The sequence below is a fragment of the Shewanella sp. genome, from assembly GCF_047975355.1.
Lineage (GTDB): Bacteria > Pseudomonadota > Gammaproteobacteria > Enterobacterales > Shewanellaceae > Shewanella.
The window spans coordinates 96,349-115,581 of sequence record NZ_JBKEDJ010000025.1; the positions used below are offsets into that span (position 1 = coordinate 96,349).

Genomic DNA, 19,233 nt, shown 5'->3' on the forward strand with positions numbered 1-19,233 from the left:
GAGCTAGAAAGGCATTCGGCCTCTAATTTGCTTATAGCTCGCCCTAGGTTCAGTACCTAGGGCATATATCCTAGAATCTGAAGAACCAATGAACACACAAATTACTCAAAATCCAAACACATACCAATCCGACGCCAGGTTTCCTCAAGTGCAAGACGACGAAATCGATCTCCGTGAGCTTTTTGCTGTCATTTGGCGTGGCAAATGGATTATTTTGGCTATTACTGCTTTATTTGCCGTTGGTGCAGTGGTCTTTGCCATAAAGCAACCGAATATCTATAAATCTGAAGCCCTGCTTGCGCCTGCATCTGAAGAACAAGGCGGTGGTTTAAGTGCGTTAGCGTCTCAATTTGGTGGTTTAGCAAGCCTTGCGGGAGTAAATCTCGGTGGTAAAGGTGGTACTGATAAAACTGAATTGGCAATTCAAGTATTAAAGTCTCGCCAATTTACCAGCGAGTTTATTCAAAAGCACAATATCCTTGCCGATTTAATGGCGGCTGAAAAATGGGATAGGGATGCAGATAAACTTATCTATGATCCTGAGCTATATAACGAGCAAACCAATACTTGGGTGCGCGAAGTTAAAGCGCCATTTAAACCTGAGCCATCAATGCAAGAGGCTTATAAAGCCTTTAGCAAAATGATCGTTGTTAATAAAGCCAAAGATACGGGGATGGTGACTTTATCAGTTGAGCATTTATCCCCAACAGTCGCGCAGCAATGGGTCACTTGGTTAATTCAAGACATTAATAAAGTGATGAAGGATCGTGACGTAGCTGAAGCGCATCGCAGTACTGAGTTTTTAAATAAGCAAATCGCTTTAACCAATGTTGCCGATATTAAAGCAGTACTCTATAAGCTGATTGAAGAACAGGCAAAAACCATTATGTTTGCCGAAGTTCGTGATGAATACGTATTTAAAACCATTGACCCCGCATTAGCACCCGAAGAAAAGGCCAAACCAAAACGTGCATTAATTTGTGTATTAGGTACATTTATTGGTTTTATGGTTGGTCTTATGTTTGTGCTAGTTGTTAATTTATTGAGAAATAAATAATTTAATTTGTAGATTGTCAATGACAGATTGTTGCTAGCGATAGCATGAAAACAACATTGTTATTTAAACTTTATTTTTCAAGTATTTATTCTGCAAAGACTTTATCCGTTGTGTTTAGAACTGCGAATGCAACTTCATATTAACTTAAGAAAATTTATATGGTGGCTGAATGATAGAAAGTTTTTACTTGTTATCATTGATTTTCGTATTGTTAATTTTAAAACCTCACCCCTCCAGTATGGTTTTTGTATTTCTAGTTAATTTTTTAAGTGGGTTTACACCTATTGTAACGACGCTTATCAATTATGATCTTGTTTTATTTGATAGTGAGCTTGTTTTTAAACTCTTATTGGCTTTTAATATCTCTATAGCCATATTTCACATTGTGTTTTTAATATTTAGAACTAGAAAAGAAATTTTCATTAATCGCAACAACTATAAATACTCACGTTTGTTCTTTTATTTATTTTCTTTAGCTGCACTTATTGTCGTGTATCAAAATGTAAGTCTAGGTGTTCATGTCATTTCTGAGGGTTATATTGCAGGATATAAAAGTGCTTCTGAACAGAGCATCAAGGCTACATCTTTTTTTCCTTTTGCCTTAATTTTTTACTTCTTACTTTTTTTATATTTTTTGAAAGAAAAAAGATATATTTATCTTTTTATAATGAGCTTTATTGTTGTAAGTTATTTTATGTATGGTAGCAGATCATTTTTTCTTTACACAACAATTTCAATTTTAGTTTTCCTTATCTTATTAAAAAAAATAACATATAAACAATGTTTTCTATTAGCTGTCCTATTTATACCAATAATTGTACTTGCAGGAGCATTTAGAGAGGGAGGTGATGGTGAAGGCGCTAGTATCTTCTTAAGAATGGCTATTGAATTGGCTAACATTCCGATGATACTGTCTAACATCAATGTGTTAGATGATTTAAACCAATCAATTATTCTTGTTTTTTTAACAACGTTACCACAAAGTCTTATAGTTCCTCTAGGTATTGAGCCTTTGAATTCCTTAGCTACAGAGTTTGTACTTAATTTCGACCCCGGTTGGGCTGAAGCTGGTGGCGGTTTTGGTTTTACAATCTTGGGAGAAATATATTATAGGTTTGGATATTTTGGATTGCTGGTCATTCCTTATGTAATAGTTTTTTTCTTAAATCATTTAGAAAAAAAATTTTTAGTTGCTGATGTTTTTGATAGAGCATTAATTTTAACTTGTTACTATGGTATTTTAATGTGGGTACGAGGGGATTTTATTGAAATATCGAGATTGTTATTAATCGTCCTATTTTTTTACTATGCAAAAAGAATGGTGTATCGTAATGATAGGTAAGAAGTTTTTTGCAGTTACTATTGTTCTCTATTTAAGTTCTTTATTTTCATACTATTCACAAATAAAAATAATTGATTTTTATGGTATTCAAGTAAAATTTTATTTTGACTTATATCTTAGTTATCTTCAAATAGCTATTACACTAACCATCTTTGGCTTGCCTAATGCAATATCTCTTTTGGTCAGTCGTGAGGGGAAAATACCAAAAAATATTAATTCATTTTCCCTTATCTGTGCCGCTATTGTATCTACTTTATTGAATGTCATTTTCTTAAATGGAGATTTTGGTATTCAGGCTATTATTTTTTTATTTCTTTACATATCACTGTTTAACGATCTAAATACTGGCGTGATGAGTTCAATCGGTATGTTTGAATTTCCTCGCTATTATCAATTTGTTGGTAATATTTTAGTTTTGCTTCTGGTTTATTTAAATCCTTTTGAGATTATTTTTACTAATAAACTTTCAGAACATTGGTATGCATTAGTTTTTATAATTACACCAATATTACCACTGTTTATAGCGTTAAGATTTAGTAAAAAGTTTAAGATAAACTCAGAAAAACATGAACATGTTAATTTGCAGCATGTTTTTAAATATGTTAATTTTATTTATTTATTTTCAATCCTGTCAATAGTTATGAATCGAGTTCCATATATAAACTTTTCAAACTATATTGATAAATATTCTCTTGCGCAGTATACTTTGTCAATTTCATTGTCAAACTTTATCGTTATACCTTTGAATTTAATTACACTAAAAATATTAAGTTCAAAGACTGAGCAGAAATTCAATATGTTGTTTATTAATTTACTCCTGATTTCTTTAACTTTAATTAGCTCATTTGTACTATATTATATTAGTTCGAATTTTGAGTTGCTAAAAAATATTACAAATATTTCTTCGTCAAGTATTTTAGTTTCAACATATCTAGTCGTTGTTTTGATTGCAGTTTCGAGTATTAATTTATCGGTCTCACTAAGATTTCAAAAGAAAGTCAAGGCTTTTTTAATTCTTGATGCTATTTTGGTTACTATAACATTCCTTTTAACATATAATGCTAGTCATTCGTTCGAAGATTTAAGTAAATATAATTATATCATTGCCATTTTCATTGTTATTAAAATATTATTCCAATCATGTTTATTAAGAGATAAAAATGTATTCAATCATCATTGCAAACTATAACAGAATAAGTCAGCTTAGGAGATGTTTGAATTCTATAGATGAAGCTTTTAAAGGAAAAGAGAAGCCCGAGATAATAGTTGTAGAAGATGCATCTGATGAAGCGTTAAAAGACTCTAGAATTACAAAGCATATTTTATTGGAAAAAAATGGTGGTCCAGTAAGAGCTAGGCTTATTGGTGCTTCTGAAGCTAGTTATGAGTATGTTATTTTATTAGATAGTGACGACACTTTGTTGGAGGACTCTGTTGACACGATAGAGGAAGTTAGAAGAAATCATCCAAATTTTGATTTATATGGATTCACATTTGCAGGTGGTGAAAGTTCAATTGATTTTGAGATAAAAACAATCAATGATTATAGTGATTTTGTGATTTATGAGGGTAGAACATCTGACTATATGATGATTGTAAAATCAAATGTCTTAAGAACATTTACGATAAGTCATAGTTACAGGATATCTGAGATATGGTTGTTTAGTTCTATTTTCCTGAAACATACATGTTTTTATAGCGGTAAAAGTATATTTTTTTATCATCAAGATGCAACTGAGCAATTATCTAAGAAGAGAGACTTTCGCTTAAAATGTTCTTCTTATGAACGACAAAGTGTTTCTAAGTCTGTCGAGTATTTCTCAGCCTTTATATTGAAATGTCAATCACAAAGTTTATATAAAGCGTGGCGTAAACGATTAATTAAAGAAAGTATATTAAGTTTCAATTATAGAGCTTTAATAGAGATTTTATGTTTAAAAAAATAATAAAGTACTTTTATTTGCTAGTTAAAAACAGGGGTAGAAAGCTTAAGCTTAAAACCATGGAAATCCCTTCAAACGCACTCTTTGGTTATATGAATACAATTGAATCCGGAGTTCATGTCGATGGTGATTTTGAGATTGGTGATCTATCCTATATAAATAAAAATACAATACTTTCAAATGTAAGAGTTGGAAGATTCACTTCTATATCATCTAACTGTAGTATTGGTGGTTTTGAACATCCAATTAACTTTTATACTACACATCCAATTATTTTCAATAAATATTATGGTGCTAAAAAAATAATTAATATAGAAAGCAAAATAACTAAAATTGGAAATGATGTATGGATAGGACATGGTGCTATTATTAAGCAGGGCGTTAATGTCTCTGATGGCGCTATTGTAGCAGCTGGTTCTGTTGTTACAAAAGATATACCACCTTATGAGATTTGGGCTGGTGTTCCGGCTAGAAAAATTAAAACTAGATGTGTAAAAATTCTCCCGTTTGATAATAAAAATTGGTGGGATTTGGATATTGAAAGGATTCGGCAATGGGAAAAATATTGATTATTACAATTAGAGGTAAAGGGGGCGGTGCTGAGAAAATAATCGAGAATTTGGTTGGATCTAATTTAGATAAATTCATATGGATAAATATGGAACCCTTTTTACATTATCGTTTCTTATTTCGATATATTAAGTTTTTTTGGATGATTTTTAATCAGATAAAGAAGGTTGATAAGATTATAATAGGGACAGAGGGCTTATTAGGCCTTATTGTTTTTCCGTTTAGGATATTTTTTTGGAAAAAATTTATATTGTGGAATCATTGTAGTTTTGATGATTATAAATTTTTTTTGAACAAAAAAAATAGATTTTTTTATCGCTTGTCATATATTTTTTATCCTAAATGTATCAGTGCTTCTCCTGTTTTTAAAAAGGATTGTTTTTTACCTAACCCATACTTTTTTAAGAAAAAAATAAACTATAAAAATAATTTTTTAAATAGTGATTCTTTTCTATTGTTGTCAGTTTCCAGTTTGGCTAGATTAAAGCGTGTAGATCGTACAATTGAGTTGTTGATTAGTTTACCTTTTAAATACAGTTTGAAAATTTATGGTGATGGTGTTGAAAGAACTAATCTTCAAAACATCGTTGTTAACGCTGGTGTTCAGGAACGAGTAAGTTTCTTAGGGTTTAAAGATGATCCATTTGAGCAAAATGTGTCATTAGCTCGAATTTTGATAGTTAACTCAGAAACAGAAGCTCTTCCAACAATTATTATTGAAGCAATAGAAAATAATGTACCTGTTATTGTTAGGGAATATAATGGTGCTAAGTATTGGAAGAATTTTAATATGGTAACAGTAAAGAAACAGATAGAACATGATGATGTTATTGAGCGCGTTAATTATTTTAGTAGGTTAGGTTCAGATGAATATTCTAAAATGTTTGCTCAAGATATTTCAAGGCTAAAAAAATTGCATGATTACTCAGCTTTTGCTGAGTTTCTTTATGACATTTAAAAATAAACCTTACCTTTGGCGTAGTTTTATAAATGCCTGCATACGTTTTATTACTATTGTTTAATGAGTTTTTATTTTTTATAAAATTTATATAGCTGAGCTAGATTGATAGTGGACGAAGTGTTGATATGAAGAAAATTTGCTTAATCGTTACTTCAAGCTCTGATTTCTTAGTGATAAATAGACTCTTTCATTCACTAAATGTTCAGAACGTTACCTTTGATATAAATATTTTTTTTGTTAATCAACATAAATTGTCTTACCCTGGTTTTTTATTTGAGGAAAATATAACTCTAAATGTTATTGAAGTTAATAAAGTTATATCATTATCGAAGGCTCGGAATTTGGCTCTATTAAATATTAATTTATCAGATTTTGATGTTATTGCTTTTCCTGATGATGATTGCTGGTATGAAGACTCCTTAATTAAAAATATTTTTAATTTTTTTGATAGTCACCTATCTTACGATGTCCTTTGTACGAATGTGTTAGACCCTTCAAATAATAAAACTTACGGAGGTCGCCCTAAAGGCATCACAATTGAAGTAAATGAAAGGAATATCTTCTCTTATCCGATATCAGTAGGGATTTTTATTAAATTGCAGTCAAGACTTTCTGGATGTGTCATTTTTGATGAAACTCTAGGTGCTGGTACGGATGTAGGATCAGGAGAAGAAACTGACCTTGTTTATAGATTGCTGAAAAATGGTGCTAAATGTTTGTACTTGGGTGATTTGTTTGTTTACCACCCTGTTATCGATGGCAATTATTGTGTTTCTGATATAAAAAAATACTATAAATATGGTGTTGGTTTTGGGTATCTGGTCAGAAGAATGGTAAACAATAAGGATTACTCCGTTATGTTATATTATTTTTACATTATCATAAGGATACTCACAGGGTTGATTATTTCTGTAAATAGAGAAATTAATCGGAAGGTTTATTACTCAAGATTGAAGGGTGTAATCTCTGGATTTTTTATGGTGTTAAAATGATAGTTTATGACGGGATTATTAATTCACTTCAATCTCATGGTGGCATTAGTGTACTTTTTGAAGAGCTATATAAAAGATTGCAAGATAAAAGTAGATATTATGTGTATTCAGATTGCCCTAAATTAGGAGGTGATACTGAGCTCCTCAATCCGAGATTTCTTGAACGGTATCTCAAGTTTAATGTCAAACTGAATGAAACTGATATATTCCATTCAACTTATTATAGACTCCCTACTAGTAAGGTTAAAGTAATTACTACGGTGCACGACTTTACCTATGAGAAATATGTTGGCGGCTTTCGTTCGAAAATTCACAGTTACCAAAAATATAAAGCTATCCTAAATAGTGATAAAATTATTTGTGTTTCAGAAAATACAGCTAATGATCTATTTAGTTATTGTCCTGTTCCTGAATCTAAAGTTGAAGTTGTGTATAATGGAGTTTCTGAAAGTTATTGTTCTTTGGGATTAGAGGTACTGGACTATGTCGTTTTTGTTGGTTCTCGAGCTTCCTATAAAAACTTTGCTTTGGTTGTATCAGCTTTATCAAAGTTACCTGAAGTTAAATTGCTAATTGTTGGTGGAGGTTTGCTAACAAATTTCGAAATAAATTTGCTGGAATCAAATTTGGAAGGAAGATTTGTTGTAAAGGGCATATTGACTAATGATGAGCTTAATCTAGTTTATAATCAGGCGATCGCCTTAGTTTATCCATCTGAATATGAAGGATTTGGGATTCCTGTAGTTGAAGCACAACAAGCTGGTTGCCCTGTGATAGCTTTGAACTCTTCTTCTATTCCAGAAGTTGCGGGGAATGCTGCTTTATTGCTGGATAAATCATGTGAAAATTTACTATATGAGGCAATTTTAACGCTGCTTTCCAGTGATGCTAGAAGAAGGTTTAGTGCTTTGGGACTCGAAAATGCAAAGCGTTTTTCGTGGGAAAAGTGTTTTAATCACACATTGAATGTTTACTCTAAATGATTAGGTTTGTTTTATGCAAAAAAAAGTAGCGTTAATTACTGGTATCACTGGCCAAGACGGTTCATATTTAGCAGAGCTATTGTTAGTCAAAGGATATGAAGTTCATGGTATTAAACGCCGTGCTTCATCGTTTAATACTGAACGCGTGGATCATATCTATCAAGACAGACATGAATCTAATCCTAATTTTTACTTGCACTATGGTGACTTAACCGATACCTCGAATCTAGTGCGTTTGGTACAAGAAATTCAACCTGATGAAATTTATAATTTAGGTGCCCAGTCACATGTTGCGGTATCGTTTGAGTCGCCAGAATACACGGCTGATGTTGATGCTATGGGGACGTTGCGTTTACTTGAAGCTATTCGGATCTGCGGACTTGAGAAGAAGACCCGTTTTTATCAGGCATCGACTTCTGAGTTATATGGCCTTGTCCAAGAGATTCCTCAGCGCGAGACTACGCCATTTTATCCTCGTTCGCCTTATGCGGTAGCGAAAATGTACGCCTACTGGATTGTGGTGAATTACCGTGAATCCTACGGCATGTTTGCCTGTAATGGTATTTTGTTTAACCATGAGTCACCTCGTCGTGGTGAAACCTTTGTTACCCGTAAGATTACCCGCGCCATTGCGAATATTTCCCAAGGGTTAGAGAAGTGTTTATACCTAGGAAATATGGATGCACTTCGGGACTGGGGTCATGCTAAAGATTATGTCCGTATGCAATGGATGATGCTTCAGCAAGATGTTGCTGAAGATTTTGTGATTGCTACAGGTAAGCAAATCTCGGTACGGGAATTTGTGCGTATGTCGGCAGCAGAACTTGGTATTACCCTAGAATTTAGCGGTGAAGGTGTCGACGAAATTGCCACTGTTACTGCAATTGAAGGGGACAATGCCGCAGCACTTAAGGTGGGTGATATAATTGTTAAGGTTGACCCACGTTACTTCCGTCCGGCGGAAGTTGAAACCTTATTAGGTGATCCATCAAAAGCAAAAGCAAAATTGGGATGGGTGCCTGAAATTACTGTTGAAGAAATGTGTGCTGAGATGGTACAAAACGATTTAGATAAAGCCAAGCAACATGCCCTCCTTAAACATCATGGTTACGATATTAGCGTGTCCGTTGAGTAACTTCGCTTAATTGTGTTTTAGCTGAGAGTGTACTCTCAGCTTTTTATTTTATTGTTTAATGGGTTTTTACATGAAAAACATATTTGTTGCTGGTCATCGCGGTATGGTGGGTTCTGCTATCGTACGTCAACTGCAAAGGAATTGTGATGTTAATGTCTTGACCCGAACGCGTGATGAGCTTGACCTCCTTGATCAAACAGCGGTGCGGCATTTTTTTACAACTCAAAAAATTGACCAAGTTTACCTTGCTGCAGCCAAAGTGGGTGGCATTATTGCCAATAATACTTACCCGGCTGAATTTATTTATGAAAACCTCACTATCCAAAATAACATTATCCATAGTGCGCACCTCTCTGGCGTGCAGGATTTATTGTTTTTAGGTTCATCTTGTATTTACCCAAAGCTTGCTGACCAGCCAATGACAGAGAGAACGTTGTTAACTGGTATTTTGGAGCCCACGAACGAGCCCTATGCCATTGCCAAAATCGCTGGTATTAAAATGTGCGAGTCTTACAATCGCCAATATGGTCGTAATTACCGCTCAGTTATGCCAACCAACTTATATGGTGAGAACGATAATTTTCATCCAGAAAACTCCCATGTTATTCCTGCGCTGCTGCGCCGCTTTCATGAAGCCAAACTGAATGATGATTCACAAGTGGTAGCATGGGGATCTGGTAAGCCGATGCGGGAATTTTTACACGTTGATGATATGGCTGCAGCCTCAATTTATGTGATGAACTTAGAGCAAGCGACTTACGATGCTAATACTGAGCCCATGTTAAGCCATATTAATGTTGGAACTGGTGTTGATTGCACTATTCGTGAGTTGGTTGAGGCTGTGGCCAAGGTAGTTGGTTTTAAAGGTGAAATTGTATTCGATGCATCTAAACCAGATGGGGCTCCACGTAAATTGATGGATGTATCACGCCTAAAATCCTTAGGTTGGCAGGCTTCCATAGCCTTAGAGCAGGGATTACTAGCTACTTATCAATGGTTCTTGGCCAACCAAAATAACTTTAGAAAGTAGGTTTGCATGTTTTTAGATCAACCTACTTTTTCAACAATTATTGCAAGTACCCCTTTAGTGTCCATCGATTTAGTAGTAACTAATTTAAATGGGCAAGTGTTACTTGGCCAGCGCTTAAATCGTCCCGCTAAAGATTTTTGGTTTGTACCTGGTGGTCGCATATTAAAAAATGAACCACTAGCAGAGGCTTTTAAGCGTTTAACTCGTGATGAGCTTGGACATGAATTTACAATAGAGCAGGCGAGTTTACTCGGCCCATTTGACCACTTTTATGCTGATAATGTCTTCAGTGATAGTGTATTCAGAGACAATGTTTCCGTGGCGGATAGTACAACCCATTATGTAGCAATTGCTTATTACTTAAAGCTTGATAGTCAGTTAGATAATTTACCCCTAGCCATTCAGCATGGCGGTTATAAATGGGTTGATGTGCCAAGTTTACTGTCTGACGAAAAAGTACACATTCATACTAAGTGGTACTTTGATGATGCTTTTACCGATTTAATTAAGGATTGATGATGATTTTACCTGTAATTATGGCCGGAGGCTCCGGTACCCGTTTGTGGCCTCTATCTCGCGGCAATTTTCCTAAGCAGTTTCTATCGCTTTCTGGCAAAGCTACTATGTTGCAAAACACTATTAGTCGGTTGGCTGGTATCAACCATGTGCCAGCGATGTTAATTTGCAATGAAGAACATCGTTTTATTGCCGCAGAACAGGTAAGGCAATTAGGTGTCAAGCATAGCGGTATTTTTTTAGAGCCAGTTGGTCGCAATACTGCGCCAGCTATTGCTTTAGCGGCTTTTAAAACTGTTGAGTCAGGTCATGATCCTTTGCTGTTGGTCTTAGCTGCTGACCATGTCATCGAGAATGTTCATGCTTTTCAGCAATCAATCAATAGAGCTACTGAGTTAGCGCAGGCTGGCAAGTTAGTGACTTTTGGTATTGTAGGCAATAAACCCGAAACCGGTTACGGTTACATTAAGCGTGGTGAAGCTTGTCAACATGGTTATATTGTTGATGGTTTTGTTGAAAAACCTAATTTAGTTACTGCGAAAGAGTATATAGCGAGTGGCGATTATTACTGGAATAGCGGCATGTTTTTATTTAAAGCAAGTCGTTATCTTGCTGAGTTAAAGGTCTATCGCCCCGATATTTATTCAGCTTGCGAGCTTGCTATGCAAGTTCAAAATAATGACGTAGATTTTATTCGCATTGATAAAGCTGCATTTGAGGCGTGTCCAGACGATTCTATTGATTATGCTGTGATGGAGCATACAAATGACGCTGTGGTAGTGCCAATGGACGCTGGTTGGAGCGATGTTGGTGGTTTTGCTGCTTTGTGGGAAGTTTCGGCTAAAGACGATCATGGCAACGTGTTTAATGGCGATGTTAAATCTGTTGATACCAAAAACACCTTAGTTTTTGGTGGTAATAAGCTGGTCACGACAGTCGGTGTTGAGGACTTAGTGATTGTAAACACTAAGGATGCTGTGTTGGTTGCCCATAAAGATCAATCTCAGCATGTGAAATCGATTGTGGGGCAACTGAAATCTGAACAACGTTCGGAGGTGACTTTCCATCGTGAAGTTTATCGACCTTGGGGTAAGTATGACTCCATCGATAATGGCGACCGTTTTCAGGTTAAGCGTATTACCGTAAAACCGGGTGCTAAGTTATCGGTACAAATGCACCATCACCGAGCGGAGCATTGGATTGTAGTTTCTGGTACAGCCAAAGTGACTAATGGTGATAAGGATATTCTGTTAACAGAAAACCAATCGACTTATATACCTGTAGGTGTAATTCATGCACTTGAAAACCCAGGCAAAGTTGATTTAGAACTGATTGAAGTTCAATCTGGCTCGTATCTTGGTGAAGACGATATCGTTCGTTTTGAAGATAGATACGGAAGAGTGGAAGGGAAGTAGTCTATGCCTAGTATCAGCTCAGTTTTATTGCAAAGTGGTGTTTCTTTTGGCACCAGTGGTGCTAGAGGCTTAGTTACGAGCTTTACTGATCAAGTATGTGCAGCCTTTGCTCAGAGTTTCGCCTGCGTGATGCAATACTCTTTCAGCTTTAAGCGGATTGCCATAGGCATTGATAACAGACCAAGCAGTCCACAAATGGCGGCGGCTTGCGCTGGTGCTCTAGAGTCAATGGGGTATGTGGTCGATTATTATGGTGTATTGCCAACTCCAGCATTGGCTTATCAGGCAATGCTGGACAAAGTGCCTGCAATAATGGTTACAGGTAGTCACATTCCGTTCGATCGCAATGGTTTAAAGTTTTATCGACCTGATGGTGAAATCACTAAAGATGATGAACAAGCGATCATTAATGTATCTGATGAGCTAATAAGCTCAATAGCTGTCCTGCCTGCCATAAGTTCCGTTGCATCTGACAATTATATTAAACGTTATCTTGATATTTTTCCAAAGCAGATGCTGGCGGGTAAACGCATTGGTATTTATGAGCATTCAAGTGCAGGGAGAGATCTATATCAAAAAGTTTTTAAGATGTTGGGTGCAGAGATTACCTCGTTAGAGCGTACAAACACTTTTGTTCCTATCGACACAGAAGCTGTTACAGATGCGGATAAACAAAAGGGAGTGGATTGGTCAAAGCGATATAGCTTCGATGTTATCTTTTCTACCGATGGAGATGGTGACCGCCCTCTGATTGCTGACGAAAATGGCCAATGGTTACGTGGTGATATTGTTGGTTTACTTTGTGCGAAAGCCTTAGGTATTCAAAGTCTAGCTGTACCAGTAAGTTGCAATACTGCCATAGAAAAGGCTGAAATATTTTCTTCAGTTGTGCGGACTAAAATTGGCTCGCCTTACGTTATTGCTGCTTTTGCTAATCTGAATGGTTTTGTGGCTGGCTTTGAGGCTAACGGCGGTTTTATACTTGGTTCAGATATAACTGTTGCTGGTAAGATGCTAAAAGCTTTACCAACCCGCGATGCTTTATTACCTGGTTTGGCATTACTCGCTTTAGCTGGTGAGCAGCCATTGTCTAACCTAACTGCAAATTTGCCACAACGTTATACGGCAAGTGATCGTTTACAGCAGGTGCCGACAGAGTGGAGTCAAAACTTTATTGCAAAAACCGCTTTGTCTCCTGTTGAGTTTCTTGTCCTTTTGGAGCAGAGGTCACGCCAAATCCAAAACATAGACCAAACTGACGGTTTAAGAATGCAGTTTGTCGATGGTGATATTGTGCATTTGCGGTCATCAGGTAATGCTCCCGAGTTACGTTGTTACGTTGAGTCTGCAGAAGAAGCTGAAGCACAGCATTTGGTGCAGGTTATTCTTAGCGCGGTGAAAGGATTATTGAACTGAGATGAAAGTTTCTATCATTACCGTATGTTATAACAGCGCTGCGACTATCCGCGATACTATCGAATCCGTATTTTTGCAGGATTATCCTAATATTGAATACATCATAGTAGATGGTGCTTCTAAAGATAATACCCTCAACATAGTCAATGAGTATCAAGATCGTATTGCAACGGTGATAAGTGAACCAGATAAAGGCCTTTATGATGCAATGAATAAAGGTATCGAATTGGCTACAGGGGATGTTATCGGCATCCTTAATTCTGATGATTTTTTTACTTCTGAATCTAGTGTTTCTACATTAATGTCTGGTTTTAATCGCGATGATATTGATGCTGTATATTCAGACTTGGTTTATGTTCAAGCAGTAAATACCGATAAGATAACTAGGCTTTATAGCTCGAAAGTGTTTAAGAGATCATTGATGAAATTTGGGATAATGTTACCTCATCCAACTTTTTATGCAAAAAAGGATGTATATAAAAAATGCGGGCTTTATAAATTAGACTATAGGGTTGCAGCTGATTTTGAGTTTATTACTCGATGTATTGTTAATGGCGTAGTTATTAATCGTGTTCCAGTTATTACTGTTAAAATGAGAGAGGGAGGAATAAGTTCGAGTGGACTAATGTGGCGCATTCATCAAAACATGGAAGTTGTTAGGGCTTGTAAAGAGAATGGCATTAAAACTAATTTAGCGTTAGTAGCATTAAAGTTACCTTATAAGTTGTTTACTTTGTTAACCCGTAAATTTGTTAAGGTTTAATGCATGAAGGTTTTAGTAACAGGCATTACTGGTTTTATAGGTCGTGAAGTGATTCGCCATAAAGGTAATTTTCGATGTGTTACTAGATGTAGTGAGCAATTGAATGTAGATGATGTTTTTTTAGTAAAAAAAATTGATGCTGAAACTAATTGGATTAACGCTTTCAATGACGTTGAAACGGTTATACATATAGCAGGATTAGCACACAATAAACTGAACACGCAATCAGACTATCATTCAGTTAACACTCTTGGCTCATTGCATTTGGCTGTTGAAGCTGTTAGGGCTGGAGTTAAACGATTTGTTTTCGTCAGTTCTATAGGTGTAAATGGTAATGCTACGCTAGAAAAACCATTTTCAATTTTCGATAAACCCAAGCCACTAAATTCTTATACGTGTTCTAAATATGATGCTGAAATTGGTCTTAAGAGGATAGCTGCTGAAACTGGTCTTGAAGTTGTTATTGTCCGTCCTACTTTGGTTTATGGTCCTAATGCTCCTGGTAATTTTGGTTTACTGACTAAGCTTGTTAAGAAACTTCCCGTGTTACCTTTCGGTCATGCTAATAATAAGCGTGATTTTATTGCAGTGCAAAATCTCGCAGATCTTCTTATCACTTGTGCGACCCATCCCAATGCCGCTGGTCATACATTTTTAGCTTCAGATATGGAAACTGTGTCTATAAAACAGTTTACTAACGCTATCGCTGAAGGACTAGGTAAGAAAGTGTTGCAATTGCCAATACCTGTTAGCTTGATGAGATTAGCGGGTAAGTTGATGGGGAAATCTGCAATGGTGGAGCAGTTAGTGGGGAATTTACAAGTTGACTCAACCAATATAAAAGAAGTTTTAGATTGGACACCGCCATTAACGATGAAACAAGCTATGGCCACACTATGTGATTCAGGTAAATCTAGTTCAGGTAAAGAGTGAATATGATTCGTTTAATTGATTTTCTTGCAGCCTTCTTTGGGTTGTTGTTGCTATGGCCATTATTATTAATCGTCACCATTATTGGTCTTTTTGATACTGGTTCACCGATTTTTATCCAAACTCGTGTCGGTAAACATAAAAAACCATTTAACTTAGTTAAGTTTCGTACTATGAGTAAGGATACCGCATCGGTTGCTAGCCATCTTGCCAGTAATGCAGCTATCACAAAGTTTGGTGGTTTTTTGCGCAAGACGAAAATAGATGAATTACCACAACTGATTAATGTTCTAAAAGGTGAAATGAGTTTGGTCGGCCCACGGCCTAACTTATTTAACCAAGAAGAATTGATCGCTGAGCGTGATGAGTTAGGTGTGTATAATGTGTTGCCTGGTGTTACAGGTTTGGCACAAGTGCAAAATATTGATATGTCTACGCCTAAATTGCTTGCTCAAACTGATAAGCAAATGATCGATACCTTAACCTTAGGTCGCTATTTTAAATACATTCTTATGACGGCAACTGGCAGTGGCAGTGGTGATGCTGTTAAACCAAGTTAGTTATTGCATTTGGGTTTAGCTGTTACTCGTTAACTCATGTATACTCTCCGCTCTAAGGACTTGATGCCTGTTATTGATGCATAAGCCGTTACTAAAATTCATGAATTACTTAATTAAGCTGGAGCAAAAGATGGATTTTTTGCAGTTTTTATTCTCATTAAAGCGGCCACATAAACGTTTAGTCAGCGTGGCGATTGACTCAGTGTTTTTGCTTTTTGCCTTTTGGTTTGCGTTACTCGTTCGCTTGGACTCAGTTGATGTATTGTTTAAATCGCAATATTGGGGATTGATTGCGTTAACTGTCCCTATCAGTATTGCTGGGTTTGTGAGGCTAGGGCTTTATCGCGCAGTGCTGCGTTATATCGGCTCGCAAGCGTTTACTGCAATCGTTGCCGGTGTCGGTATTTCTACCATAGCTCTTGTTTTACTTGCCTATTATGGCGGAGTGGATTTACCTCGCACAGTGCCATTTATCTATGCTGCTTTTGCTCTCGTGTTTGTGGGCGGCGCGCGTGCGCTTATGCGTTCATTAGTTGGTGCAGGTATTAACCGCCGTGGAGAGCCGGTTATTATCTACGGTGCGGGCGTGAGCGGACGGCAAACGGCGATTGCACTTGCACAGAGCCATGAATATCATCCGGTTGCTTTTGTTGATGACGATGAAAACTTGCATAACACCTCGATTCAAGGTTTGCACGTTTATGCGCCGCATCAACTTAGTAAGCTGATAAAACAGCGACCTACAACCCGTGTGTTGCTGGCAATGCCGAGTGCATCGCGTTCACGTCGTCAGGAAATTATTAATCAACTTGAGCCGCTTACAGTTAAGGTGATGACTTTGCCCGCCATGGCGGACTTAGTGAGTGGTGATAAGTTATTTAGTGATGTGAAAGAAGTCGAAATCGAAGATTTGTTAGGTCGTGATTCTGTTGCACCAAGACAGCATTTATTGACTGCCAATATTAAAAACAAAGTGGTTATGGTTACAGGTGCTGGTGGCTCTATTGGTTCTGAGTTATGTCGCCAGATTTTAAAACAGCAGCCTAAACAGTTAGTTTTATTCGAGTTATCTGAATTTGCGCTTTATTCCATAGAGCGTGAACTCTCTGCAACTGCCATTGAGCTGGGTATTGGTGTTGAAATTGTCCCAATTATGGGGTCTGTGCAGCGTGAAAACCGTGTGCAAGCGGTTATGCAGGCATTTAAAGTGCAGACGGTTTATCATGCTGCAGCTTATAAGCATGTGCCTTTAGTTGAGCATAATGTGGTTGAAGGTGTGCGCAATAACGTATTTGGTACTTTGTATACCGCGAGAGCGGCGATTGCTGCAAAAGTAGAAACCTTTGTTTTGGTCTCTACCGATAAAGCCGTGCGCCCTACAAATGTGATGGGTACCACTAAACGTATGGCGGAACTGGCATTGCAAGCATTAGCAAAAGAGGTCCATCAAACGCGTTTTTGTATGGTGCGTTTTGGTAATGTGCTGGGGTCTTCTGGTTCGGTTGTGCCATTGTTCCGTAAGCAGATCGCTAATGGCGGTCCGGTTACTGTTACTCATCCTGAAATCACCCGCTTTTTTATGACGATTCCAGAAGCATCACAGTTGGTTATTCAAGCGGGGGCTATGGGTAAAGGCGGCGATGTCTTTGTGCTTGATATGGGAAAATCGGTCAAAATCGTTGATCTCGCAGCTAAAATGATCCGCTTAAGTGGTTATGATGTGAAGGATGAAGCAAATCCCAATGGTGATATCGCGATTGAATTTACCGGCCTTCGTCCTGGAGAGAAACTGTATGAAGAGTTACTGATTGGCGATGATGTGACAGGTACAGACCATGAGCGGATTATGACCGCGAATGAAATTTACCTGCCATGGGCTGAATTAGAGTTAATTTTGAATCGTTTGGATAAAGCCTGCCATGAGTTCAACCATGAGGCGATTCGTGAGATTTTACTTTCGGCACCAACTGGTTTTGCCCCAACTGACGGTATTTGTGATCTAGTTTGGCAGCAAAGGAAATTATTTAAACCAGCTGATACAAAACCGAAAGTGGTAACGTTAGTTTCTTGATTCAATGTCTTATGTCGTTTAGATGTTGCAAAGTTAAATCTTTTTTAAAAGCCAAATCCCCATGGATTTGGCTTTTTGTCTTTTAGCGTTTTTAAGGATTTTGTATGTCTAGGAAGTATTTTGGTACTGATGGTGTGCGTGGCAAAGTAGGAACATTCCCAATTACGCCTGATTTTGCGATGAAGCTAGGCTGGGCGGCAGGTACTGTGCTGGCATCAACTGGCACGAAAGAAGTGTTGATTGGTAAAGATACCCGTAGTAGTGGGTATATGCTTGAATCCGCAATGGAAGCGGGTTTTTCAGCCGCTGGTGTCAATGTGGCGTTGATTGGCCCTATGCCAACGCCTGCGGTGGCATATTTAGCATCAACTTTTAGGGCCGATGCTGGTGTGGTGATTAGTGCTTCCCATAATCCTTTTTATGATAATGGTATTAAGTTTTTTTCAAACACAGGCACCAAACTGAATGATGCACAAGAGCTTGAAATTGAAGCTCTATTAGAGCAAGCACTTGAGCATAATGCGTTGCAATGTGTCGCTTCTGAAAAACTGGGTAAAGTGCGTCGCATTGATGATGCTGCCGGTCGTTATATTGAGTTTTGTAAAGGCACCTTCCCGAATCATTTAAGCTTGGCGGGACTAAAGATTGTTGTCGATAGCGCCCATGGTGCTGCCTACCATATTGCCCCGAATGTATATCGCGAATTAGGGGCCGAGGTGATTAGCATTAACGACAAACCCAACGGCGTGAACATTAACGATCATTGTGGTGCAACACATTTAGATAGCTTGCAATCTGCGGTGATGATCAATGAAGCGGATTTAGGTATTGCGCTCGATGGTGATGCCGACCGAGTCATATTTGTTGATCATAATGGCCATGTAGTGGATGGCGATGAGATTTTGTTTATTTTGGCACAAGCGGCATATCAAAAAGGTGAAATGCAGGGCGGGGTGGTTGGTACGCTCATGTCAAATCTTGGATTAGAACTGGCACTCAAACAAATGGATATTCCTTTTGTGCGGGCTAAGGTTGGCGACCGTTATGTGGTTGAACAGCTCAAACAAACGGGTTGGAAACTGGGCGGCGAAGGCTCTGGGCATATTTTGAGTTTGCAGCATGCTTCTACTGGCGATGGCATTGTGGCATCTTTGCAGGTACTAAAGGCCGTTTTAGAGTCAGGTAAGCGTTTGGCCGAGCTTAAAGCCGGTATGACTAAATTGCCGCAAGTGCTTATCAATGTGCGATTAAATTCTGGCTGCCCTGATAGCATTTTGGCTAAAGACAGTGTTAAACAGGCAGTGCTAATCGCTGAGGAAGTTTTAGGGGATAAGGGGCGAGTATTATTGCGTAAATCGGGTACTGAACCCTTAATTAGAGTGATGGTTGAATCCACGGACATTGCCTTAACCCAACAACAAGCTGAATATATCGCTCAGGCAGTCAAAGCGGCATAAGCGAGGAGATAGAATCTAGGGCGTTGCTTGCCAATGCTTGGATACTGCGTTTTTTAACTTCTAGAATCAAGATTCTAGACTTAGCGCGTGAT

At 37.5% G+C, this 19,233-nt stretch carries 18 protein-coding genes; all 18 read left to right on the forward strand.

The features are described 5' to 3' along the window. The first annotated feature begins 88 nt into the window (after window positions 1-88). Window positions 89-1,057: a Wzz/FepE/Etk N-terminal domain-containing protein gene (locus ACK5NH_RS08880; protein WP_416919307.1), complete on the forward strand. Its 969-nt coding sequence runs from the start codon at window positions 89-91 to the stop codon at window positions 1,055-1,057. A 169-nt stretch (window positions 1,058-1,226) separates the two neighbouring features. Then, a complete protein-coding gene (locus tag ACK5NH_RS08885; protein ID WP_416919309.1) occupies window positions 1,227-2,399 on the forward strand; it encodes an O-antigen polymerase in 1,173 nt (390 codons plus the stop codon). Then, on the forward strand, window positions 2,389-3,588 hold the full coding sequence (locus ACK5NH_RS08890) for a hypothetical protein (protein WP_416919311.1): 1,200 nt from the start codon (window positions 2,389-2,391) through the stop codon (window positions 3,586-3,588). The genes ACK5NH_RS08885 and ACK5NH_RS08890 overlap by 11 nt, the downstream gene beginning before the upstream one ends. Window positions 3,589-3,613: 25 nt before the next feature. Next, window positions 3,614-4,345, forward strand: a complete 732-nt coding sequence (locus ACK5NH_RS08895) for a glycosyltransferase family 2 protein (RefSeq protein ID WP_416919313.1) — start codon at window positions 3,614-3,616, stop codon at window positions 4,343-4,345. After that, the gene (locus tag ACK5NH_RS08900) at window positions 4,330-4,911 is read left to right on the forward strand and encodes a CatB-related O-acetyltransferase (RefSeq protein ID WP_416919315.1); all 582 of its coding nucleotides are present in this window, start codon (window positions 4,330-4,332) and stop codon (window positions 4,909-4,911) included. Before ACK5NH_RS08895 ends, ACK5NH_RS08900 begins: the two co-directional genes overlap by 16 nt. After that, window positions 4,896-5,870: a glycosyltransferase gene (locus tag ACK5NH_RS08905; RefSeq protein ID WP_416919317.1), complete on the forward strand. Its 975-nt coding sequence runs from the start codon at window positions 4,896-4,898 to the stop codon at window positions 5,868-5,870. The genes ACK5NH_RS08900 and ACK5NH_RS08905 overlap by 16 nt, the downstream gene beginning before the upstream one ends. Window positions 5,871-5,998: 128 nt before the next feature. Beyond that, complete coding sequence (locus ACK5NH_RS08910; RefSeq protein ID WP_416919320.1) at window positions 5,999-6,865, forward strand: glycosyltransferase family 2 protein; 867 nt, start codon at window positions 5,999-6,001, stop codon at window positions 6,863-6,865. After that, entirely contained in the window at window positions 6,862-7,848 is a 987-nt protein-coding gene (locus ACK5NH_RS08915) for a glycosyltransferase family 4 protein (protein WP_416919322.1), read from the forward strand. The genes ACK5NH_RS08910 and ACK5NH_RS08915 overlap by 4 nt, the downstream gene beginning before the upstream one ends. A gap of 13 nt (window positions 7,849-7,861) precedes the next feature. Next, complete coding sequence (gene gmd / locus ACK5NH_RS08920) at window positions 7,862-8,983, forward strand: GDP-mannose 4,6-dehydratase (protein ID WP_416919324.1); 1,122 nt, start codon at window positions 7,862-7,864, stop codon at window positions 8,981-8,983. Window positions 8,984-9,053: 70 nt separating this feature from the next. Beyond that, the gene (gene fcl, locus ACK5NH_RS08925; RefSeq protein ID WP_416919326.1) at window positions 9,054-10,013 is read left to right on the forward strand and encodes a GDP-L-fucose synthase; all 960 of its coding nucleotides are present in this window, start codon (window positions 9,054-9,056) and stop codon (window positions 10,011-10,013) included. A 6-nt stretch (window positions 10,014-10,019) separates the two neighbouring features. Beyond that, window positions 10,020-10,529: a GDP-mannose mannosyl hydrolase gene (locus ACK5NH_RS08930; RefSeq protein ID WP_416919329.1), complete on the forward strand. Its 510-nt coding sequence runs from the start codon at window positions 10,020-10,022 to the stop codon at window positions 10,527-10,529. 2 nt (window positions 10,530-10,531) lie between these two features. Further along, window positions 10,532-11,944, forward strand: a complete 1,413-nt coding sequence (locus ACK5NH_RS08935; RefSeq protein ID WP_416919331.1) for a mannose-1-phosphate guanylyltransferase/mannose-6-phosphate isomerase — start codon at window positions 10,532-10,534, stop codon at window positions 11,942-11,944. A gap of 3 nt (window positions 11,945-11,947) precedes the next feature. Next, entirely contained in the window at window positions 11,948-13,360 is a 1,413-nt protein-coding gene (locus ACK5NH_RS08940) for a phosphomannomutase (protein ID WP_416919333.1), read from the forward strand. Between the two features lies 1 nt (window position 13,361). Further along, window positions 13,362-14,123, forward strand: a complete 762-nt coding sequence (locus ACK5NH_RS08945; RefSeq protein ID WP_416919335.1) for a glycosyltransferase family 2 protein — start codon at window positions 13,362-13,364, stop codon at window positions 14,121-14,123. Window positions 14,124-14,126: 3 nt separating this feature from the next. After that, window positions 14,127-15,056, forward strand: a complete 930-nt coding sequence (locus ACK5NH_RS08950; RefSeq protein WP_416919337.1) for an NAD-dependent epimerase/dehydratase family protein — start codon at window positions 14,127-14,129, stop codon at window positions 15,054-15,056. A 2-nt stretch (window positions 15,057-15,058) separates the two neighbouring features. Then, window positions 15,059-15,613 (forward strand): sugar transferase, encoded by a 555-nt coding sequence (locus ACK5NH_RS08955; RefSeq protein ID WP_416919339.1) that lies wholly within the window; start codon window positions 15,059-15,061, stop codon window positions 15,611-15,613. A gap of 130 nt (window positions 15,614-15,743) precedes the next feature. Further along, on the forward strand, window positions 15,744-17,684 hold the full coding sequence (locus ACK5NH_RS08960) for a polysaccharide biosynthesis protein (RefSeq protein ID WP_416919341.1): 1,941 nt from the start codon (window positions 15,744-15,746) through the stop codon (window positions 17,682-17,684). 104 nt (window positions 17,685-17,788) lie between these two features. Beyond that, window positions 17,789-19,141 carry a phosphoglucosamine mutase gene (glmM, locus tag ACK5NH_RS08965; RefSeq protein ID WP_416919343.1) on the forward strand — a complete coding sequence of 451 codons (1,353 nt, stop codon included), beginning with the start codon at window positions 17,789-17,791 and terminating at the stop codon, window positions 19,139-19,141. Window positions 19,142-19,233 lie beyond the last annotated feature (92 nt).

What these genes read in the sequence shown, in the direction of transcription:
- ACK5NH_RS08880 (WP_416919307.1), top strand. Translation starts at nt 89, where the DNA reads ATGAACACACAAATTACTCAAAATCCAAACACATACCAATCCGACGCC.
- ACK5NH_RS08885 (WP_416919309.1), top strand. Translation starts at nt 1,227, where the DNA reads ATGATAGAAAGTTTTTACTTGTTATCATTGATTTTCGTATTGTTAATT.
- ACK5NH_RS08890 (WP_416919311.1), top strand. Translation starts at nt 2,389, where the DNA reads ATGATAGGTAAGAAGTTTTTTGCAGTTACTATTGTTCTCTATTTAAGT.
- ACK5NH_RS08900 (WP_416919315.1), top strand. Translation starts at nt 4,330, where the DNA reads ATGTTTAAAAAAATAATAAAGTACTTTTATTTGCTAGTTAAAAACAGG.
- ACK5NH_RS08905 (WP_416919317.1), top strand. Translation starts at nt 4,896, where the DNA reads ATGGGAAAAATATTGATTATTACAATTAGAGGTAAAGGGGGCGGTGCT.
- ACK5NH_RS08910 (WP_416919320.1), top strand. Translation starts at nt 5,999, where the DNA reads ATGAAGAAAATTTGCTTAATCGTTACTTCAAGCTCTGATTTCTTAGTG.
- ACK5NH_RS08915 (WP_416919322.1), top strand. Translation starts at nt 6,862, where the DNA reads ATGATAGTTTATGACGGGATTATTAATTCACTTCAATCTCATGGTGGC.
- gmd (WP_416919324.1), top strand. Translation starts at nt 7,862, where the DNA reads ATGCAAAAAAAAGTAGCGTTAATTACTGGTATCACTGGCCAAGACGGT.
- fcl (WP_416919326.1), top strand. Translation starts at nt 9,054, where the DNA reads ATGAAAAACATATTTGTTGCTGGTCATCGCGGTATGGTGGGTTCTGCT.
- ACK5NH_RS08930 (WP_416919329.1), top strand. Translation starts at nt 10,020, where the DNA reads ATGTTTTTAGATCAACCTACTTTTTCAACAATTATTGCAAGTACCCCT.
- ACK5NH_RS08935 (WP_416919331.1), top strand. Translation starts at nt 10,532, where the DNA reads ATGATTTTACCTGTAATTATGGCCGGAGGCTCCGGTACCCGTTTGTGG.
- ACK5NH_RS08940 (WP_416919333.1), top strand. Translation starts at nt 11,948, where the DNA reads ATGCCTAGTATCAGCTCAGTTTTATTGCAAAGTGGTGTTTCTTTTGGC.
- ACK5NH_RS08945 (WP_416919335.1), top strand. Translation starts at nt 13,362, where the DNA reads ATGAAAGTTTCTATCATTACCGTATGTTATAACAGCGCTGCGACTATC.
- ACK5NH_RS08950 (WP_416919337.1), top strand. Translation starts at nt 14,127, where the DNA reads ATGAAGGTTTTAGTAACAGGCATTACTGGTTTTATAGGTCGTGAAGTG.
- ACK5NH_RS08955 (WP_416919339.1), top strand. Translation starts at nt 15,059, where the DNA reads ATGATTCGTTTAATTGATTTTCTTGCAGCCTTCTTTGGGTTGTTGTTG.
- ACK5NH_RS08960 (WP_416919341.1), top strand. Translation starts at nt 15,744, where the DNA reads ATGGATTTTTTGCAGTTTTTATTCTCATTAAAGCGGCCACATAAACGT.
- glmM (WP_416919343.1), top strand. Translation starts at nt 17,789, where the DNA reads ATGTCTAGGAAGTATTTTGGTACTGATGGTGTGCGTGGCAAAGTAGGA.